The 18,943-nt window shown below is 49.8% G+C and carries 24 protein-coding genes; 7 read left to right on the top strand and 17 right to left on the bottom strand.

What is annotated here, in order from left to right:
- Window positions 1–12: 12 nt before the first annotated feature.
- Window positions 13–324, bottom strand: a complete 312-nt coding sequence (locus IPH59_12935) for a DUF883 family protein (protein ID MBK7092602.1) — start codon at window positions 322–324, stop codon at window positions 13–15.
- A gap of 215 nt (window positions 325–539) precedes the next feature.
- Between IPH59_12935 and IPH59_12930 the strand changes: the two genes are divergently transcribed.
- The 5 genes from IPH59_12930 to IPH59_12910 all read left to right on the top strand — a co-directional run bounded on the left by IPH59_12930 (window position 540) and on the right by IPH59_12910 (window position 4,139).
- Complete coding sequence (locus IPH59_12930; GenBank protein MBK7092601.1) at window positions 540–1,019, top strand: Lrp/AsnC family transcriptional regulator; 480 nt, start codon at window positions 540–542, stop codon at window positions 1,017–1,019.
- Window positions 1,012–1,995 carry an EamA family transporter gene (locus IPH59_12925; GenBank protein ID MBK7092600.1) on the top strand — a complete coding sequence of 328 codons (984 nt, stop codon included), beginning with the start codon at window positions 1,012–1,014 and terminating at the stop codon, window positions 1,993–1,995. Before IPH59_12930 ends, IPH59_12925 begins: the two co-directional genes overlap by 8 nt.
- A 9-nt stretch (window positions 1,996–2,004) precedes the next feature.
- Window positions 2,005–2,580 carry a pyridoxamine 5'-phosphate oxidase family protein gene (locus tag IPH59_12920; GenBank protein MBK7092599.1) on the top strand — a complete coding sequence of 192 codons (576 nt, stop codon included), beginning with the start codon at window positions 2,005–2,007 and terminating at the stop codon, window positions 2,578–2,580.
- Between the two features lie 2 nt (window positions 2,581–2,582).
- On the top strand, window positions 2,583–3,143 hold the full coding sequence (locus IPH59_12915; GenBank protein MBK7092598.1) for a DJ-1/PfpI family protein: 561 nt from the start codon (window positions 2,583–2,585) through the stop codon (window positions 3,141–3,143).
- Window positions 3,144–3,311: 168 nt separating this feature from the next.
- Window positions 3,312–4,139 (top strand): hypothetical protein, encoded by an 828-nt coding sequence (locus IPH59_12910; protein ID MBK7092597.1) that lies wholly within the window; start codon window positions 3,312–3,314, stop codon window positions 4,137–4,139.
- Window positions 4,140–4,199: 60 nt separating this feature from the next.
- Here the strand turns inward: IPH59_12910 and IPH59_12905 are convergent, their stop codons facing one another.
- Complete coding sequence (locus IPH59_12905; GenBank protein ID MBK7092596.1) at window positions 4,200–4,763, bottom strand: redoxin domain-containing protein; 564 nt, start codon at window positions 4,761–4,763, stop codon at window positions 4,200–4,202.
- Between the two features lie 238 nt (window positions 4,764–5,001).
- On the opposite strand from IPH59_12905, the gene IPH59_12900 reads away from it, so the two are divergent.
- Entirely contained in the window at window positions 5,002–5,442 is a 441-nt protein-coding gene (locus IPH59_12900; protein MBK7092595.1) for a DoxX family protein, read from the top strand.
- 3 nt (window positions 5,443–5,445) lie between these two features.
- Here IPH59_12900 and IPH59_12895 read toward each other — a convergent pair whose 3' ends face one another.
- Window positions 5,446–7,389: an aconitate hydratase gene (locus IPH59_12895; GenBank protein ID MBK7092594.1), complete on the bottom strand. Its 1,944-nt coding sequence runs from the start codon at window positions 7,387–7,389 to the stop codon at window positions 5,446–5,448.
- Between the two features lie 274 nt (window positions 7,390–7,663).
- On the opposite strand from IPH59_12895, the gene pepF reads away from it, so the two are divergent.
- Entirely contained in the window at window positions 7,664–9,496 is a 1,833-nt protein-coding gene (gene pepF / locus IPH59_12890) for an oligoendopeptidase F (protein MBK7092593.1), read from the top strand.
- A gap of 119 nt (window positions 9,497–9,615) precedes the next feature.
- On the opposite strand, the gene IPH59_12885 is transcribed toward pepF, so the two are convergent.
- The 14 genes from IPH59_12885 to IPH59_12820 form a co-directional block, all read right to left on the bottom strand.
- Window positions 9,616–10,575 (bottom strand): carbon-nitrogen hydrolase family protein, encoded by a 960-nt coding sequence (locus IPH59_12885; protein MBK7092592.1) that lies wholly within the window; start codon window positions 10,573–10,575, stop codon window positions 9,616–9,618.
- Window positions 10,576–10,590: 15 nt separating this feature from the next.
- Window positions 10,591–11,757, bottom strand: coding sequence for an aldo/keto reductase (locus tag IPH59_12880; GenBank protein MBK7092591.1), 1,167 nt, complete (start codon window positions 11,755–11,757; stop codon window positions 10,591–10,593).
- Complete coding sequence (locus IPH59_12875) at window positions 11,754–12,245, bottom strand: hypothetical protein (protein ID MBK7092590.1); 492 nt, start codon at window positions 12,243–12,245, stop codon at window positions 11,754–11,756. The genes IPH59_12880 and IPH59_12875 overlap by 4 nt, the downstream gene beginning before the upstream one ends.
- Window positions 12,245–12,724, bottom strand: coding sequence for a hypothetical protein (locus IPH59_12870; protein MBK7092589.1), 480 nt, complete (start codon window positions 12,722–12,724; stop codon window positions 12,245–12,247). Before IPH59_12870 ends, IPH59_12875 begins: the two co-directional genes overlap by 1 nt.
- 9 nt (window positions 12,725–12,733) lie before the next feature.
- The gene (locus IPH59_12865; protein MBK7092588.1) at window positions 12,734–12,919 is read right to left on the bottom strand and encodes a hypothetical protein; all 186 of its coding nucleotides are present in this window, start codon (window positions 12,917–12,919) and stop codon (window positions 12,734–12,736) included.
- 34 nt (window positions 12,920–12,953) lie between these two features.
- Entirely contained in the window at window positions 12,954–13,784 is an 831-nt protein-coding gene (gene larE / locus IPH59_12860; protein MBK7092587.1) for an ATP-dependent sacrificial sulfur transferase LarE, read from the bottom strand.
- A gap of 115 nt (window positions 13,785–13,899) precedes the next feature.
- A complete protein-coding gene (locus IPH59_12855) occupies window positions 13,900–14,394 on the bottom strand; it encodes a bifunctional nuclease family protein (GenBank protein ID MBK7092586.1) in 495 nt (164 codons plus the stop codon).
- Window positions 14,391–14,840, bottom strand: a complete 450-nt coding sequence (locus tag IPH59_12850; GenBank protein MBK7092585.1) for a 50S ribosomal protein L9 — start codon at window positions 14,838–14,840, stop codon at window positions 14,391–14,393. The genes IPH59_12855 and IPH59_12850 overlap by 4 nt, the downstream gene beginning before the upstream one ends.
- Window positions 14,841–14,876: 36 nt before the next feature.
- On the bottom strand, window positions 14,877–15,794 hold the full coding sequence (locus IPH59_12845; GenBank protein MBK7092584.1) for a DUF2232 domain-containing protein: 918 nt from the start codon (window positions 15,792–15,794) through the stop codon (window positions 14,877–14,879).
- Window positions 15,795–15,809: 15 nt separating this feature from the next.
- Entirely contained in the window at window positions 15,810–16,046 is a 237-nt protein-coding gene (locus IPH59_12840) for a 30S ribosomal protein S18 (GenBank protein ID MBK7092583.1), read from the bottom strand.
- A gap of 2 nt (window positions 16,047–16,048) precedes the next feature.
- Window positions 16,049–16,459 (bottom strand): 30S ribosomal protein S6, encoded by a 411-nt coding sequence (gene rpsF / locus IPH59_12835; GenBank protein MBK7092582.1) that lies wholly within the window; start codon window positions 16,457–16,459, stop codon window positions 16,049–16,051.
- A gap of 81 nt (window positions 16,460–16,540) precedes the next feature.
- Window positions 16,541–17,104, bottom strand: a complete 564-nt coding sequence (locus IPH59_12830; protein MBK7092581.1) for an aminoacyl-tRNA hydrolase — start codon at window positions 17,102–17,104, stop codon at window positions 16,541–16,543.
- A 62-nt stretch (window positions 17,105–17,166) separates the two neighbouring features.
- Window positions 17,167–18,255 (bottom strand): hypothetical protein, encoded by a 1,089-nt coding sequence (locus tag IPH59_12825; GenBank protein MBK7092580.1) that lies wholly within the window; start codon window positions 18,253–18,255, stop codon window positions 17,167–17,169.
- Complete coding sequence (locus tag IPH59_12820) at window positions 18,252–18,860, bottom strand: outer membrane beta-barrel protein (GenBank protein ID MBK7092579.1); 609 nt, start codon at window positions 18,858–18,860, stop codon at window positions 18,252–18,254. Before IPH59_12820 ends, IPH59_12825 begins: the two co-directional genes overlap by 4 nt.
- Window positions 18,861–18,943 lie beyond the last annotated feature (83 nt).

Raw genomic sequence — 18,943 nt, 5'->3', positions numbered from 1 at the left:
CCGATGCCGGATTTACTTCTGCGAGCGGCCCAAAAGGTAACCAAGGATTAGTGCGCCTAACGCCGCCCCGCCAATATATGGCCAAGGGTTTTTATGCACGTTTTCGTCAACGTCGTGGGCGACTTGCTTGACCTTTTCCTTGCTAACACCGTAAATGTCGGCAGCATCGTTTTGGATTCGTGCTCCCATGCTTCCAACAACCGATTTGAGATTGCTGTACTTGTTGCCAAGCAGGTCCTGAAGTTCGCCGCGCTTGTCTTTGGCGTAGCTATTGAGCAATTCGAGAGCGTCCTTGACTCTGGTATCTTCTGCATGTTCTGCCATAATTTCCTCCTGGGTTTCTCACTTTGTTTGGTGATAGAGCACTCAAAACTCTTGTTCTATTATAACGCAAGACAAGAGCAATCGCCTAACTATTATTGCAGTAACGACTTCAGCTAATTAGTGGAAAAGTCGCAATTGTCTAAAAAATAAAGAACAATATTCGTCGCACAAGCGTATATAGAGAATGATAGGCTACTAAACTGGAGAAACATGACATGATAGACGAATTGGACCGCAAGATACTTGAAATCCTTCAATCGGATGCAAGAATCCCGAATTCCGAGATCGCCAAGCAGATAGGCATTGTCCCTTCTGCAACGGCTGAACGCATCAAGAAGCTCGTTCAACGGGGCATTATCGCAGGTTACGATTTGCGTCTAAACGCCAAGTCAGTTGAACTTGGACTCGTTGCCTTCATATTTGTCAAGGCCGACGAGCCAGTCAATGACTGCTCGACTGCGCTGGAGTTGGCAAAGATTCCTGAAGTTCTGGAGATTCACAACATTGCCGGCGAAGATTGCTACTTGCTCAAGGCGCGAGTACGCGATGCCGAAAGTCTCGGCAGATTTCTTCGCGAGAAGGTAGGCACAATTCCTACCGTCAAGAATACTCGAACAGTAATTGCGTTGGAAACTTTCAAGGAGAATGGACCATTGCCGCTCGATGAGGCGATGAAAGGGAAGTTGTATGATTGATGCTCTTTCCAAACACGATGCCGTCCCTCGTTACCGACTGATCATTGGATTCCTTGCAGTCTATTTGATATGGGGCTCGACGTATCTCGCGATACGGTTCACAATCGAGACGATTCCGCCGCTCTTCAGCGCGGGCGTACGATTCCTTATCGGCGGGACACTGCTCTATACTTATGCACGATTCTCCGGTGCAGTTGCTGCGACAAAGCTGCAGTGGCGTAACTCGGCAATCATCGGATTACTGCTGGTGGTCGGCGGCACTGGAACTGTCACATGGGCGGAGCAGTACGTTCCTTCCGGCTTAGCTGCTCTAATGGTTGCCGCAATGCCATTTTGGATGGTGTTGATTGAGTGGATGCGTCCCGCAGGTCGACGACCCGTGACAAGCGTGGTTCTGGGGCTGATACTTGGTTTTGCAGGCATCATAATACTCATCGGCCCGATTCAAGTTGCCGCTGAAGGGATCACAGGTTTACTTGGAACAGCAGCACTCTTGCTGGCGACGTTGTCGTGGGCGAGCGGTTCGATTTATTCTCGTCACATTGATCTGCCGGAATCAAAATTACTCTCAGTTGGCATTCAAATGCTTGCCGGTGGAGTTGTCTTGAGTTTGCTCGCCGGAGCGACTGGGGAATTTCCGCGAGTCGACTTTGCTGCGATGACACTCAAGTCAATCGGCGGCCTCTTCTACTTGGCGATTATTGGTTCATTGGCGTTCGTCGCGTATGTTTGGCTCCTTAAGGTCACGACGCCCGCTAAGGCGTCTACTTATGCATTCGTGAATCCGGTTGTCGCAGTGTTTCTGGGTTGGCTGCTTGGGGGCGAGGAAATCACTTCTCGTACAATTATTGCCGCGGCAGTAATCATCTCTGCTGTTGCAGTTATCACGATTTACAAAGACAAGCAGCCGATGAAGCAAGTCCCGGACTCTCCCAAGGAACCAGTGCCTGCCGTCTCGGCCTGCCAACCAGAGTAGTTGATCGTTATGAGCGATACCGAAAATACAACGATCAGAACAGTTGCTTTGAGGCGACAGGACCGAGCGGTTGTCGATGAAGCGTGGATTGAGCAAATGCTCGAAACTGCGCCGTATGCCACTATCGGGATGAACGGTGAAGATTTTCCACATCTCAACATGAATGTCTTTTACTATGACCGCGTGGAAAGAGCCATCTATTTTCATACCGCAAAAGAAGGCGCGACGCGGATGCGTGTTGGGCATGGCACAAAGGTAACTTTCACCGTCAGCTCTATGGGCCGGCTGCTTCCCGCAAAGACGGCGACGCAAATGAGTGTCGAGTACCGAAGTGTAATGGTGCAGGGCGAAATCAGTATTGTCGATGACGCTAATTTGTCGCAGGTAAAAATGTCGCGATTCGTCGGGAAGTACTTTCCGCATCTGAAGGCCGGCAGCGACTACGAGGTGATTTCAATGGAAGAAATCTCGAACATAACCGTTTATCGCATAGCAATAGCTGCCTGGGTAGGCAAACGCAAGAAAGAACGCGACGATTTCCCTGGCGCGTTCTTGTTCTCCCAGCGAAACTTGCTTAAGGAGTGACAATGTCTAAGAAAGCGTTAATCATCATGACGGACGGTTTTGAAGATATCGAAGCGGTTGCGCCGATCGACGTTCTGAATCGCGTTGGTGTCGAAGTAACGATTGCTGGACTGCAAAATCGGCCGATCAAGGCGGCATACGGAATTACTATCGTTCCACAAATGGGCATCGATGGAGTCGAAGGTCTTTTTGATTGCGTCATACTTCCTGGCGGGCGCAAAAACGCTGAAAGTCTTGCTGCTTCACCGACAGTCATTGAGAAAATCCGTCGGCATCACGATTCAGGGAAGTTAGTCGCAGCAATATGTGCCGCTCCAAGTCACGTGCTTGGCGAGGCGGCTGGAATTCTCAAGGGGAAACGAGCAACAGGTGATCCGGGATTTGATGATCGATTAGCGACTGCGGGCGCAATAGTCACAAAGGAACAAGTTACAGTCGATGGTAACATAGTCACTGGAAATGGGCCGGGCGCAGCGATGCTGTTTGCATTGATGTTGGCAGAAAGATTGGCGGGCAAGGAGATCGCGGATCAGTTTGCCGCAAAGTGGACGATTTCGCGCTAAGTTCCCGTTGATTCGGCGTGTCTAAGTTGTTAGAAGAAAAAGGGTTCACTATTTTATCGGAATATTCAAATTGGTTTGTGGTATAACAAGTAATTAGATTGAGCCAAGGTAACAATCACGAACAGGATATTTGACAGGAGTTGGTCACGCTGTGACAGGAGGATTACTATGAAATCGAAACTACTTGTATTACTCGCGATGCTCGCAATGACCTTAATGGTCGTATCGTGCAGCAAACAGAGTGCAGAGAACAAAGAAACCACGACCGATGGTCAAATGACCGAGCAGGTGGACACCACACGGAACACCGGCGGCGCGGTTGCTGATAATCAGCAATCAGCTGACGACAGGTCTGACGTTGGTTCCGAAACTACTAAGCCCAAAGCCGAAGAACCTAAGAAGAAAGACGAAACAACTACCAAGCCGGTCGTAAAGGAAGATCCGAAGATTCCCGAACCGAAGGTTGTCAGTCTTCCTGAAAGCACGATCATCGCGATTGAGCTGATTGATTCCATCGATACCGATGTGCATGTCACGGGCACCGAGTATCGCGCGCAGATTCTCGAACCGGTCGTGTATGATGGCGAGACGGTTTTTGCCAAAGGTGCTACTGCGGTTGGTGTACTCAACAAGGTAGTTGAGTCAGGTCGGATGAAGACGCCAGCCGAGTTAGTGTTTAGCCTGGTTAGTATTGAAGATCGTAGTGGAACTCAAGTACAGGTTGACACATATCCGATCGAGGAGAAGAAGGACTCGCACACCAAGAAACAAGTTGGCCTCATCGGCGGCGGAGCCTTGGTTGGTGGTATCATTGGTAAGGTAACCGGTAAGAAGGGTGGCACCGAAATAGGCGCTGCCGCCGGAGCTGCTGCAGGCGCTGCCGCGGCCGCCGCAACCGGTAAGCAGGATATAACCCTTCACTCGGGAACTCAGGTTAATTTCGTTCTGCGTTCACCGGTCAAGGTTACTGTTGCCAAAGAAGGTCCGGCTAGCTAAGAATCGAGTCGGCTTGGCGGCTCTTGAAACTGGAAGGGTAGTTCCGAATGGAACTGCCCTTTATTGTTTGTCAAAGAGATTCTCTTCAAGCAGTAAGCGCACTGCAGCCACGATCTCGCTCTTCTCAGCGGCGCCACGCCATTGCTGGACTATCATACCCTTGCGATCAACAAGGTACAGCGATGGGAGGGATTTCATCTGATAGGCAAGCCAGGTCTGACTGGTGCGGTTCTCAAACAGAATCGGATAGGTGATTTGGTGCTTTTGTAGATGAGTAGTTGTCTGCGGAGTCCCGATACTGTCGAGCGTAATTCCGATGATAGCCAGACTGTCGGCTCGAAACTCAGTGTAGATGGACTGGAGGTCCTTCATCGTTTTAACGCACGGTGCACACCACGAAGCCCAAAAGTCAACCAACACAATCTTGCCACGGTAATTTGCTAACGAGTCTCTGTGTCCATTTAAGGTCGTCAACGCGAAGTCGAGTGCTGGTCGGGGAAGAGGTGGTTCGATGTAATATTCAGGATTGATATCAAACTGCGTTTTGCAGGTGTCGGAGCAGAATCTGTATTCACGGTCTTTATACTTCGAATGGGAAATCAGCGGTTTTTCTCGCTTATCCATTCTCTGGAATCTGCACACTGGGCACTGGCCGTTTGTGTTAATCCGCGATTCATTTTGAGCGCTTGCGATCAAGCACAGAATCAGTGCAAATAGTCCAGCGAGGAGGAGGGTCGATTTTGTCATTTCACTCACAGATCAACTGATCAACATCATGGAACCAAATGCCATTGGTTCGGTTAACCTAACATACACTATTGAGACATCAAAGAGCCGAGTAGAAAAACAAAGGAGTCCGCCAATGCAGAAGTTCTTCAAGTCGATTTTTGAAACTGATACTTCCGGCATTAGAACGGATATTGGCCTTCTTGTTTTACGTATTGGGGTCGGTAGTTTCATGCTGTTTGGACACGGTTGGGGTAAGCTCTCCAGTTTTGCGGACAAGGCTGATACTTGGGCAGATCCTATTGGACTCGGCCCATCCGTGAGCCTATCGCTCGCCATATTCGCCGAATTCTTCTGCTCACTTGCGATTATACTAGGGCTCGGAACTCGCGCCGCAGCCATTCCACTTCTGATTACCATGCTTGTAGCGGCCGGAATCGTTCATGCCAACGATCCGTGGGGTAAGCAGGAGTTTGCTCTGCTGTACGGATGGGCTTTCTTGGCGTTGATATTCGCCGGTGCCGGCAAGTTCTCACTCGATGCCATGATTTCAAAGAAGCTTCTCCAGAAGTCATAGTCATTACTCGGCGACGTGTTTCTTTCGGAAAATGTTGATTAGTCCCCCGGCAAGAAGTACTTCAAGCTGTCGCTCCGACAAACTGTGCTCGACTTCGTAGTTCTGCATTTTGGTAGTGTTGTGAATCTTGAATCGCGTTTGCATTGCTACAATATTGCGTGCATCGGGCAGTGATAAGACGTCATCTTCTGATATTTGGTCCCAATCAGCATGATTTACAAAGGTCAATGGTAGAATCCCGAAATTGACCAGATTCTGCCAATGTATTCGGGCGAATGACTTCGCTAGGACAAGGAGTACACCGAGATAACGAGGCGCCAAGGCTGCATGCTCGCGGCTTGAACCCTGCCCATAGTTGAGACCACCGACAATTATTGAGCCACTTGATTGATGATTCAGTGCGCGACTCGCGTAGTTTTCATCAACTTGTATAAATGAAAAATTCGCGATAGCCGGTATGTTGCTTCGATAGGGAAGAACCTTAGCGCCTGCCGGCGAAATCGTGTCGGTCGAGATGTTGTCGTCGAGTTTTATGAGTACCGGACCTTCAATAATATTCTTCATCTCCGGGAAGATTGGCAGGCTCTTGATATTCGGACCTTTTTCGAGCTCGACAGTTTTTCCTTCAGTACTAGGGGGCACGAGCATTTGTGTATTCACGATGATTTCTTTCGGCTCCTCAAACTTGGGAAATGGCATTCCCAACGTCCGCGGGTCTGTGATTACTCCTGTCAGCGCTGATGCTGTCGCGGTCTCAGGACTGCAGAGATACACAGCGTCTTCAAGTGTGCCCGAGCGACCCGGGAAGTTGCGGGGAACCGTTCGTAAACTGATTCGTCCCGTCGCGGGTGCTTGTCCCATACCAATACAGCCGTTGCAGCCCGCCTGGTGAATCCGTCCTCCGGCTCTCAACAAGTGCTGCATTAGGCCAAGCGACATGAGATTTTCTTGAATCTGTCGTGAAGAAGGGTTGATGTCGAATGAAACGCGATCGTGTACGACGCGATCCTTCACCATCAGCGCTGCCACTGCGAAATCGCGCAAGCCCGGATTCGCTGAAGAACCAATGTAAGCCTGATAGATTTCACGACCGGCGACTTCGCGCACCGGTACAACATTGTCGGGGCTGCTGGGCAGCGCGATCAGTGGTTCCAGTTTGGACAAATCAATCTCGTCGTGCTCGTCGTAGGTTGCATCGCGGTCGGGAGACAGCGGAACGAACTGAGATTCACGACCTTGCGAGCGCATGAACTCTCTGGTTACCTCATCCGAAGGAAATACCGAAGTCGTTGCTCCCAGTTCCGCTCCCATATTTGCGATTACGTGTCTGTCCATGGCCGTCAGATTCGCCAAAGCAGGACCATAGTATTCGATGATCTTGCCGACTCCGCCAGTAACCTTATGACGTCTAAGCATCTCGAGTATGATGTCTTTTGCACTTACCCAATCAGGTAATCTGCCCGACAACTTCACTCCGAATACCTTCGGCAATTTGATATGGATCGGTTCGCCCGCCATTGCCATTGCGACTTCAAGTCCGCCAGCCCCGATTGCTAACATCCCAAGTGATCCCGCTGCGCAAGTGTGGCTGTCCGACCCGAGGAGCGTTTTTCCCGGAACTCCAAATCGCTCCATGTGGACCGGATGACTAACGCCATTGCCGGGACGTGAATACCAGATTCCAAAACGCCGGCAGGCGGATCGAAGGAAGAGGTGGTCGTCGGCATTCTTGAAATCTTCTTGAATGAGGTTATGGTCGACGTATTGCGCCGACAACTCGGTTTTCACACGAGGCAATGCCATCGCCTCGAGTTCGAGCATGACCATTGTTCCGGTTGCATCCTGAGTAAGGGTCTGGTCTATTCGCAGAGCTATTTCTTCGCCGACTTGCATGTCACCGGCGATCAGATGAGATTTTATTAGTTTCTGAGCAAGATTGAGAGCCATCGTTTTCAGTTCCTCCTTGATAGCAACAATCGTTATACGAGACAAGTTTGCTTCCCCAGAGTAATTCCAATGTCGACAAAGTGGAGCCCATAAATTGACATTTTGTCGGGAGATTCGTATGTTGAGAGGAAACCTTGAGGGGCACATTTCGTAATGTAAGCAATAACTTAATATTCACTTTTTAGGAGTACGCGACAGTATGAAACTGAACAAACGAATGCAGACCGTAACAATTCTGGCGATAGTCGCTTCTTTCCTGTTGGCCGCTGTGGCGATGGGCGCTATGCCTACCAGCAAGAAGCGCGATGAGATTGACGCCAAGTATCGCTGGAATTTCTCCGATATCTATCCCAATTGGGAAGCTTGGGATCAGGGAAAAGCTGCTATGGAGCAGAAGATGAATGAGTATGCAGCGCTAAAAGGTACTCTTGCCGGCGGTGCACAGAACATTCTCAAGGCCTATCAGCTTAATGACGAGATGAATATCATCGCTTATAAAGTATACCGCTACCCGCAACTTCAACGCGATGTTAATACTCGCGACAACGAAATTGCGGCAAAACTTCAGCAAGTCCAGATGATGTTTGCTAAGTTCGGTACCGCAACTGCCTGGTTCAGCCCTGAGTTGCTGACAATCAAGTGGGAGACGATGAAGAAATGGCTGGATGAGACTCCGGCATTGGCACCATATCGGTTCACGATTACAAATCTCTATCGACAGCAAGAGCATGTTCTTGACGAACGCGGCGAAAAGCTGCTATCGTATTTTTCTACTTTCAACGATGCACCGCAGTCTGCCTACACGGAATTGTCGACCTCCGACATAAAGTTCCGCAAGGCGACATTCTCTGATGGTCAGGAGAAGCTGTTGACGCCTGGCGAGTACAGTCAGCTCCTCACGAGCAGCCGCAACCAGCAGGATCGCAAGTTGGCATTCGAGACGATGTATGGAGTCTACGCTGACAATCAGAACACTTACGCTGCGATATATTCTGGTATCTGTCAGCGCGACTGGGCATTAGCGCAGGCGCGTAACTACAAATCGACCCTAAGTGCAGCACTAGATGCCGATAATGTTCCGATGCAGGTTTACGATAATTTGGTAAATGGTGTTAAGGCAGGATGTGCCCCAATGCAGCGTTACTACAAGCTTCGTAAGGAAGCATTGGGACTTAGTGAATACCATCTCTATGACGGTTCCGTTTCGGTCGTCGAGGGCGAGAAAGTTTACGATTACGACGAGGTTCTTCCGATGGTGGTCGAATCCGTTGCGCCGCTTGGCACCGACTATCAAGCGAAACTTAAGAAAGCGACCTCATCCGGCTGGATTGACGTGTTCGAGAATGAGGGGAAGCGTTCAGGAGCATATTCAGCGGGCGTCTATGGTGTTCATCCTTATATGTTGATGAACTATAACGGGACTTTGGATGGCGTGTTCACGTTAGCCCATGAATTGGGCCACACAATTCACACACAGCTCTCGCACGAGAACCAGCCGTTTGCAACTTCGGGATACACGATCTTCGTTGCTGAAGTAGCGTCCACGCTGAATGAAGCGCTGTTCCTTGACTACATGCTCAAGAAGATCACCGATCCGAAAGAACGCATCAAGCTTCTTGAACAACAGATCGACAACATTCTCGGTACTTTCTATACGCAGGTTATGTTCGCAGACTTCGAACACCAGGCGCACATGATGGTCGAACAAGGGCAGCCGATCACTGCCGAAGTTCTCAAAGGTATTTACAGCAAGATCATGACTGACTACTTCGGCGACGCTGTAGTTCGTGATGAGCTCTATGACGTTCTTTGGTCGCGTATCTCGCACTTCTACAACAGCCCATACTATGTTTACCAGTATGCGACCTGTTTTGCATCCTCTGCCAAGTTGGTGCAGGGAATCCAGAGCAAGGACGCCAAGGTACGCAAAGAAGCCACAGAGAAGTATCTGACCCTGCTTAAGTCGGGCGGAAATGACTATCCGATGGAACAACTGAAGAAAGCGGGAGTTGATCTGACACAACCGGAGACAATCAAAGCGGTTGTGGATCAGCTTGACGCATTGGTCGATCAGTACGAACTGGAGTTGAAGAAGCTCAAGACTTGATGAACTTGTCGTGACCAACAGGCTTCGGCCTGCGACAATTTCCGTAGTGGGTGGTCAATCAGTGGAGCCGGAGTGGGCCGCAAGGCAGACTCCGGCTACTTTTTTGTTTTGCTTGCGAACTAACTTGTTTCGCCAGGGCGTTTACGATTAACGGTGAGACTAAAGACATCTGGTCGGGAGTAATGACCCGTCGTATCAAGCGTCATTTGTTCGCGCCTGATTTGACTTAGGTCGAGCTCGGCAAGGAGGATCGTTTCTTGGTCGAAGATTGGCCCTGCCAGGTAGCTTGCGTCAGGGGCAATGATCGCGCTTCCTCCTCGCAGAATCAACCTGTTCGGCTCAGCAGCAAGCTCGATCGGCAACTCAAACTGCTTTGGCAAATCTGAGACCTTCATTACAATGCCGGCAGCCAAAACGAAACACCGCCCCTCAAATGCATACTGTCGACTTGCAAGTTGGTGAAGATCGTGGACTGTTGGCCAAACCGCAGCATGTATCTGTTCCGCGCTTTCGTGCATGACCTGTCGCGCAAGTGGCATCCAGTGTTCCCAACAGATCAATCCGCCGACACGACCAATACCGGTTTCGACTGCGCCAATATCTTTACCGTCGCCGTGACCCCAGATCATGCGCTCCGTGTAAGTCGGCACAAGTTTGCGTCGATGATTCACGAGAGTGCCATCACTATCGAATGTCAGTAATGAATTGTAGATCGTACCGTTTCCGGGACCGACTTCGACTCGCTCATTTACGCCAATGACTATTACAAATTTGAGTTCGCGTGCCAGTTTACTCAGCAGAGTACACTCTTCGCCGGGAACTGTGATGCTGTTACGGTACAATTCTGCGAAGACATCTTTGGATGGTCCATGCCCCCACAGCGCAACGTTGGGCAAATAGTCCAACCACGCTGGATATCCGGGCAACCAGGTCTCACCGCAAACTACGACTTGGGCGCCGGAAGCTGCCGCTTCGCGGATTAGCGAGATGATTTTTTCAAGGCTCTTTGGAGTGTCGAGGGTCACCGCGCTTGCCTGAATGATAGCAGCAACGACTTTGTCTAATCTGAGTTTGGACATTTATAACCTCGTGGTTTACGAGACAGTCGAACTCTGCAAAATGCTGTTCAGTTTCTTCCAAGACCTGCTGCGTTCATCAACCTTACAACTGCGTCGCAACTCGGCGAGCATATCTTCTACGTACGATTTCTGCCGCATACCGACTAGAACGGACGTAACTCCTTGAGAACTGCGCAAACATCGAACCGCCATCTGACTGAGAGTGTCGGCGATTCCCCATTCAGCATCAACCGATAGAACTATCTCTTTCAACGGACCACTCTGAGGATTCTCTTCAGACAAGCGGACCAGCCCATTCTTGTATATAGCATTCAATGGGCGATTCGCTAACAGGGCGATGTTGTGCCGCCGCGCAAGTTCGAGTACTGTCAATTCCCCGGTCTGCGAGCCAATAACGGCACAGCCATTCTCAATCAAGTTGAACGGCATTTGGATGACTTTGAAGTGGTGCAGGGGCGAGATTTCACCGGCAATACCAATAACACGCTCGAACGATGTGAACTCGTATTCGTCTGCCGAAACTGGAAACGTATTCGAGCTAATGCCATAGCAACGAATTCGTCCGCGACTGCGCTCCTTCTCCAAATGTTCAAAAGCGAGTCTGATGCGGCGATAGTATTCTTCGCGAGCTTTCTCTACATCGATGTCATTGCGTTTCGCCCAACTGAGGTAGTACTCCGGATTGTGTAACAAATAGACATCGATCGAACCGCAATTGAGCCGACTCAACGAAGCAGTCAATTGGTCTTCTATGAATGTTGGGTGAATGCAGTGTTCGAGACCGACGGAGTAATTCACAAGGTCGGGGTAGCCGCGATCATCATTCTTGAGATTTTGGCTGAGTCGATAGACCCTTCCCTGAAGATACCCTACTTTTGAGACGATCACGAATTCGTCCCGACCAATCGTACCTGAATTCTCGATATCCTCAATCACGCTGCCGATCAGCAGCTCAGAACCGCCATCAGTGTAGTTGGTGCTTGTGTCGATGAGATTGACGCCTGATCGCAAAGCAAAGTGTAGAGCTTCGCGGTGTTCGGGGAAACTCGTATCAATGCGGTATGAGCCAAACGCAATGGGGCTGACTCTCAGACCGGTATCAGATAGCAAGTTGAAAGCAACTTCCGGAAATCGGCGAGAATATGATTCGGTTGCTGCTACTGTGGCGTGGGTGGTATTCACTCTTGCCCTTTGGGAGTCTCGGTGGAAGTCGATGGTGTGTCGATTGCGTCAAGCTTGGCTTTCCATTCAGCCTCAAGGTGCTTTGGCACTCGAAAGCCCAACATTGATGACTTGAGTCGGTAACCCCATGATTGCTTCTTCAGGTACTCCTTCTGGAGCTTTTTGAAGAGCTTCTCCTTGCGCGAAGCAATTGCGTCGAAGTGTTCGATTCGTAGAAGCAATGCTTCCACACTTTCGCGCCGCTCAAGCATACCGCGGAAAGTATCGTAGTCCTTCAGATTGAGCAGAGTCTGGACAATCGGCTCGAAGAAGATCATCGCCTGAGCGCCAATGAAATTCAACGGCTTCACCGACTCAAGTGTCATGATCGCCGGAATAGCCATTTTCCACTCAACAACCTTTTTGGCGACTTTGTCGAGCAGTGCTCGTTCATCTTCGGTGTATTCGATCTTTGCTGCGTTATCACTGCCGGAGTTTAGGGGAAACATCAGATTGGATCCTCCGGCATGACTATCTTTGATTTCACGATTTTCATAACGTCTTCCCGGTTGCCTGCGAAACGAATGTAGATGCCACGAAAATTCTCCAGCCGCGAGGAACGCACAAAGGGCGAAAGCAGGACACCATTCTTATCCTCATAGAAAGTCCGATACTGCGACCAGTCCTTTTCGACTTTGTTGATAAGGTACTTCACCCGGATCATCTTCTCTGTGAATTCAAACGTGGTCTTCAGATAGAACTGCGATAGCGAGCCCCACAAGATCAACGCTGCAGCAACGGTAAAGAGCGGGGAATAAGTCAAGAGGTAAACAATTACCACGAGCATCACCAAGAACGCGGCGACGATTACAGCTGTCCGCTGACGTGTTTTGGCGGGCTGGCTTTCCCAACGCAAAAGCAATTTGTCCGGTTCAGCGGCCGGGAGCGTGTTATCAGTCGGAGGATTCTTGTCCATTGATTCGTTCATTATTCGAGACTACGGCTTCTGTTCCGGTTCAGTCTTGTATCGATCCTGTCGGATGCGCGAAATCTCGTCGAGCAGCTCTTGGCCTTCGATGATCTTTTTCCGGATTAGCAAGCTTACCAGTGCTTCCTGTGCCAGGTTGTTGCTTAAGGTCAATTCATCGAACGTGATGAAGTGTTCTTTGCCATCGACTACCATGCGCATCGCGATGTTCGGTTTCACCGATTCGCTGTCACTCATTTGTATCGCCTTTCAACATTATGTTCATGCTTCCCGATTTGAAACCGCCCAGATCTATCGTCGTGAACAGAAATCCCAATTCCCGGAACTTCGCCGCGATAGTGTCGCGCGTACCATTGCCAATTATGCGAATCATCTCCTCAACAGGCAATTCAATTCGTGCCAATTGGTCATGGTGTCGAACACGCAATTGACGAAAACCGAGCGACTTCAAGTAGGCTTCAGCATCCTCAATCTGTCGGAGTTTCTCAACGGTCACCGGCGAACCGTAGGGAATTCGTGAGGACAGGCACGCCGACTGTGGTTTATCCCAAAATCTCAGCCCAAACTCTTTCGCAAGTTCACGAATTTCATCTTTGTTGAGTCCGACCTCAAGCAACGGCGAACGCACTTTGTTTTCAGCCGCTGCTTTCATGCCGGGACGATGGTCGCCGATATCTGAAGCATTGGCGCCGTCACAAATGACTTCGTGATTCCGTTCGGTGGCCAAGGCGTTAAGTTTATGATATAGCTCAGACTTGCAGAAGAAACATCGATTTGGAGGATTCGAACTGTAGTTGACGTCTCCGATTTCCTCAGTGGAAATGAGCATGATCTGCTCACTGCGGAGTCCGCAATCCAACGCAACTGATTTTGCATCTTCCAACTCAGTACTTGCTAAGGAGGGAGAGACGCCGATAGCTGCCAGAGTGTTTTCGGCGCCGATGCCTTTCACTACGGAGCAAAGAAGAAAGGAAGAATCAAGTCCGCCTGAAAGCGCAACGATGACGCGCTTAAAACTCGCCACAAGAGCAAGAAGCTGATGGTACTTATCGAGTATCAATGCGGAGGTCAAGCGTTACGAATCCTCTCAAACAAGAACGGGCTCCGCGTTGCTGCCGTCTCAAACGGATCAGACAAGGAACCCGAGCAAATTGTTCTCGCCGCAGCGTTTTTGATCAAAGAGAATACTTGCCAAAATCCTCAGGGCTGATATTCCGCAGCCGCTCTTTGAGAGACTGCGGATCATTGATCTTTTCCGGGAGCCCTTCTTCTTTCTTAATATTGAAAAGCTCGGCATTAACAAAGATCGGCGCCTCAGTTTTCAACGCCAATGCGATCGAATCTGAAGGCCGCGCGTCGATCTCTTTGATGCCATCGGCGGTTTCAATCGAGATACGGGCATAGAAAGTCTGCTCACGCAATTCGGTAATCTCGACTTTGGTGATTGTACCGGAAAGCTCTCCGATAATAATAGCCATCAAGTCGTGACTAAGAGGGCGTTTTGATTTGAGCTGCGAAAGCTCCATGGCAATTGCCCACGCCTCGAAATGGCCGATCCAGATCGGCAATACGCGATCCGAATCCTCGGCCTCCAGAATCACAACAGGTGACTTGGAGGCGATATCGAGTGCCAGTCCGTGGATCTTTGCCCGGATCATTTCAGTGGTCATTCAGCCTTTTTGACGACCCAAACTTTCAAATTTGCGACAACATCGGCTGCGATTTTGATCGGCACTGTGTAGACGCCAAGAGCCTTCAAAGGTTCATCAAGCTGGATCTTCTTGCGATCCACTTCGATACCTTGAGCTGCCAGCAGCTCAGCAATGTTCAAGGACGTAACCGAACCAAAGACTTTGTCTTCTTCACCGACCAAGACTTCCGCTGTGCAGGAAGCTTTTTCGATTCGCGACTTAATGGTCTCGGCAACGCGACGGACCTTTGCCATACGCATTTCTTGCTGCTGCTTCAGTTCGTTGATAGCGCGCAGATTTCCCTTTGTGGCCGGGATGGCAAGATTGCGCGGAAACAGGAAATTGCGGCCATATCCGGCCTTGACATCGATAACGTCACCACACTTGCCGAGGGTGTCGATATCATCTCTGAGAATGATTTTCATCTCATTTACTCCTATACTACTAATAATATGTACGTACTAACCAAGCTGTTTCGCCCGAATTTTGCGAAAATCAAACTTCGCATCGAAAAGGGCGATCAGCGGCAGAATCACCGCCGCAATTATCTGCGTCAAGAATAGAACCAGGTAAATGACAATCTTAACCGGTATGGGAAACTTTCGTATGCGCATATGATACTCGATAAACGACAAACCGAACACGGAAAATATCATAAACAGCACAACCAACGCATTCCAACCAATTACCTCGAACATCTGCTCTGTCGTCAGAACCATGACTACTGCAACTCCAACAACCAGTACCATCCACTCATCAAGCTTCCACAAGATGAACGACGGTACTCGGTAGCTGAATATGCCCGTGCGCGACAAAGTTACTTCGCCTAACAATGCTCCAAACGCATAGAAGAACACAAGTGTTGAAACAAGCACACCGGGCAAATAATATGGTGCATTCTTCGCCCAAGTATTTACGATCTCTACAGCTTCCTGATATCTTTCAGGCGGGTAGAGAGCGGCAAACTGCGGCGATGCAATGGTATTCTGCAGTTGAACTCCAAATGCGGTAATAAACTGCGCGAGCACCTCATGATACAGCGCAACTACTGCCGCAGGAACAAGGCAGGCCGCGACTAATGCAGCCGCGAGGCCCCATCCGTGACGTCTTGTCATTGCTAAAACCATGCCTGGAACCAGCCATCCTACGCAGAAGTAAGCCAGATGTCCGGTATCGCCTATGAACCAGAAGATCGCTCCTGCCGCAATGATTGACACAATCAACCAAATTGGCGAACGAGCGAACCAGAGGTAGTAAAGCGCCGCCAGACCGACCGCTACAAGTGGTACAAATAGCGGTATCAGAATCGAGAGTGGGAATGCGAATGCAACCGCACCTGCACAAGCAAACGTAAGTCGCTGCCTGTTCGACTCTGTCATCGGCTCGATTCCGTCTTACCGATACGTTTCCGCCGTAAACGGCAACAGTGCGATGTGACGGGCGCGCTTGATTGCGGTTGTCAGCAGTCGCTGATGTTTGGCGCAGTTGCCGGTCACGCGACGCGGGACGATTTTGCCACGCTCGAGAATGAATCGACGCAGCAACTTCTCGTCCTTGTAGTCGATGATCATGATCTTATTCTCGCACAGACGGCAAGGTTTGCGTCTCTTTCTGTCAAATCCTTCAGCCATTGTTAGTTGTCCTCCTGTTCAGATCTGCGATCGCGTCTTCCATGTCCACCGAAGCGTGGCTCATCAGGAAGTACCGCACGGTACGGGGCGATTCCTTCGGCAATTTGACGGGCGCGTTCTTCGAGGTTTATCTCGGAAACCACGGTCAAGTGACGCATGATCTTCTCGTTAACCTTGAATGAAGCATCCAGCAAAGCAGGAACTGCCGGCAATGCCTGATACAGGAAATGGGCGTAATAACCCTGGCGGCGTTTTTCGATCTCATACGCCAGACGACGTAGACCCCAACGCTGGGTTTCGACGATCTCACCGCCGTTTGACTTAATCAAGTCCTCGACGCGTTTGATCTCTGCCTCAATTTCAATCTCGGGCAGTTGTGAATCAGTAATAAAGGTGGTTTCGTAGAGTCTCAAGATTGGACCTCCCTCCGGACTACGTTTGTGAAACCAAAACCATAGGTCCTCAGACCGAGCCTGAGGACAGGGTAGAGTAGATTATTTATTATATTTACTCATTGCCAGAGTCAGACCATCATAGAAGACTGACTCCAAACAATCGGTGCCCAATTTAAGGAAATTGTCGAGCTGGTCAAGCTCTTCTTTGGAAAACTGTTCCAATACGAAGTCTTCTGCGGGTTTAAACTCAGGAATCGGGCCGATTCCCAGTCTCAAACGAGGAAAGTCCTCTGTACCAAGATGTTCGACGACGGAAGAGAGCCCATTGTGGCCACCGTCAGATCCGGCGAGCCGTAAGCGCATCTTTCCAAACGGCAACGCAAAGTCGTCGCTGATGATGAGAATTTCTGATGGCAGTACGTCATAAGCGGTCATTACGGCTTTCACCGCCTTGCCGGATAAATTCATGAATGTCATCGGCTTAATGACTCGAACGTGAGCGCTGGCAATACGAAGTGTTGCCAAATGGTAGTCCGCCTTCTGTTCAGTGAATTTGCCCTTTCGTTTCTCAGCGAACCGATCTAACAACAGAAATCCGAGGTTATGTCGGGTCAAAACATAACCTTTGCCCGGGTTGCCGAGTCCGGCGACTAATTTGATCATGGGGCGAATAAATCTAAGTTCATGTTAACGGTCAACACAAAATCCAACTAATCACAACAATCCTAAAGCAGCTCAACAAGGCGAGTTGGCTGCCAGTTTTGGAGATCAAATCGCATCCAGCGTGTAACTCCCTTGTAGTCGAGCAGGAGTTCGGCGTAGTTGGCTCGTGGTGGAATCAAGAGACTAATGATGTTGTCGCCATGCTCGGAGGGATTGACTCGCCCAGTTTCTCTAAATGTATCAGGGTTAATCATCACGACGTCGGTCTTGCCTTCAACATATACTACCGTGTTGGTCAATACCTCAATCTGAACAAGTCTCGGCGCATTCAGTTTGTACTTCTCCGCCATTACCTTTCCGGTTCCAAATTCAACCCGGAACATTGCACCCTGTTGAGTGTCACAGCTAAAGGATGAATTGCCATCAAACGAAAACACCGCATTGTCAATCTTGCGGGCGTTATGAATTACCACAGTCTGGTGCATGAAGTTATGTTCAGTGAACACTTGTGTGACTGAAGGATGCGCAGAATTGGTCGTAATCAGTTTTCCTAGCGGTCCGGGACTAATTGATGTCGGGCCGATTGGCGCACGCTCCTGCAAGTGAAGCGGGATCGTCAGAGTGAATTTCATCGAGTCGGGATCAAATCGCCGGAAATTCGTGGAGTCTTGCGAGACGACATAGAGCTTGCGTTGAATCGGGTGATAAAGAAGCCCTGATGGGGCTCCGGGGAACCGATACTTTTGTACGTAGCTTTCATTGGCAGCGTCGTAAACGTCTATTCCCGAATTGGGCTCACCGATGGCCTCGAAGACCCAATCTCGCTCTGCGTCGTATTGAATTGCGACTACTTCGTTCGTTCGCAATAGTCGTCTGAAGACTTTGTTGCTGTTGAGGTCGATTCCGAAAATAGTATTGGTACGGGAGTCCAGAACATAGTAGCTGTCCGACCTTGGCGGCATTACATCTACCCGCGTCGAATTTGTGTCGCCCGAGATAACGCTTGTTGTTGTCTTTCCTGAACTCGGTGGAACTTGTTGTACTGGTTGAGGAGTCTCCTCCTTCTTCCCGCAGGAAATCATCAGAGTGCAAGCTATCATCAGTGCGGCAAAGAGCGATTTCTGAAACTGTCTCGTTGGCAAGAGCATCATAGTCCAATTCCTAAGGTCAATCCGGCGAAAATGCCGAAAGCTTGAATGTCGATCTCGACTTCTTGTTGTTTGTCCGTCATTTTACAATTGGGGAAAGTCAGCCAAGTGGCGCCGGCTTCAAGCCCCACCTTTGGTGCAAGGGTGAATTTTAGCCCAGCATTTACCTGATAGCCAATTTTCGTGCGTGACTTCAGTTCAGATCCGCCGAGTCCACTCTCATAGTCTTGCTCGATCGAAGCCAGCCTGACCAAAGCTTCGCCAAACGGCCGGATAGCCATTGAAGGCGGTTCAAACCGCAGACCAACGCCTCCGCCGGTTATGGCTGTCTTCGATTCTTGAGTTACGGTAACATCCTCGGGTTGCCACGAGGATTCCTTCTTGCCAAAATCAGCAACGTTAAAAGCGATGACTGTAGAAAGGAAAGGCATACTGAACATATTTACATCTGCCGTGATCTCGGCGCGCCAACCTGACTTGGCAAAATCCTTATAATCCCCACGCGGATACATGACACCGCCACGGATGCCGATATCAGCGAGTGCCGCCTGCGTCAGGCACAAACAAAGTAGGCACAAGGCAACGAATGGAAATCTCTTTGAATACATCCCAATTCTCCTTCTGTCAGAGTGGAATTTGCGACCCAATAAAATAGTCGCTTCGAGATTTTACAATCTGAATCTCAAAGCTG

This window comes from bacterium (genome assembly GCA_016708315.1).
Lineage (GTDB): Bacteria > Zixibacteria > MSB-5A5 > CAIYYT01 > CAIYYT01 > JADJGC01.
Note: the sequence above shows the minus strand (reverse complement) of the source record. Positions and strands in the feature narration are given on the sequence as shown.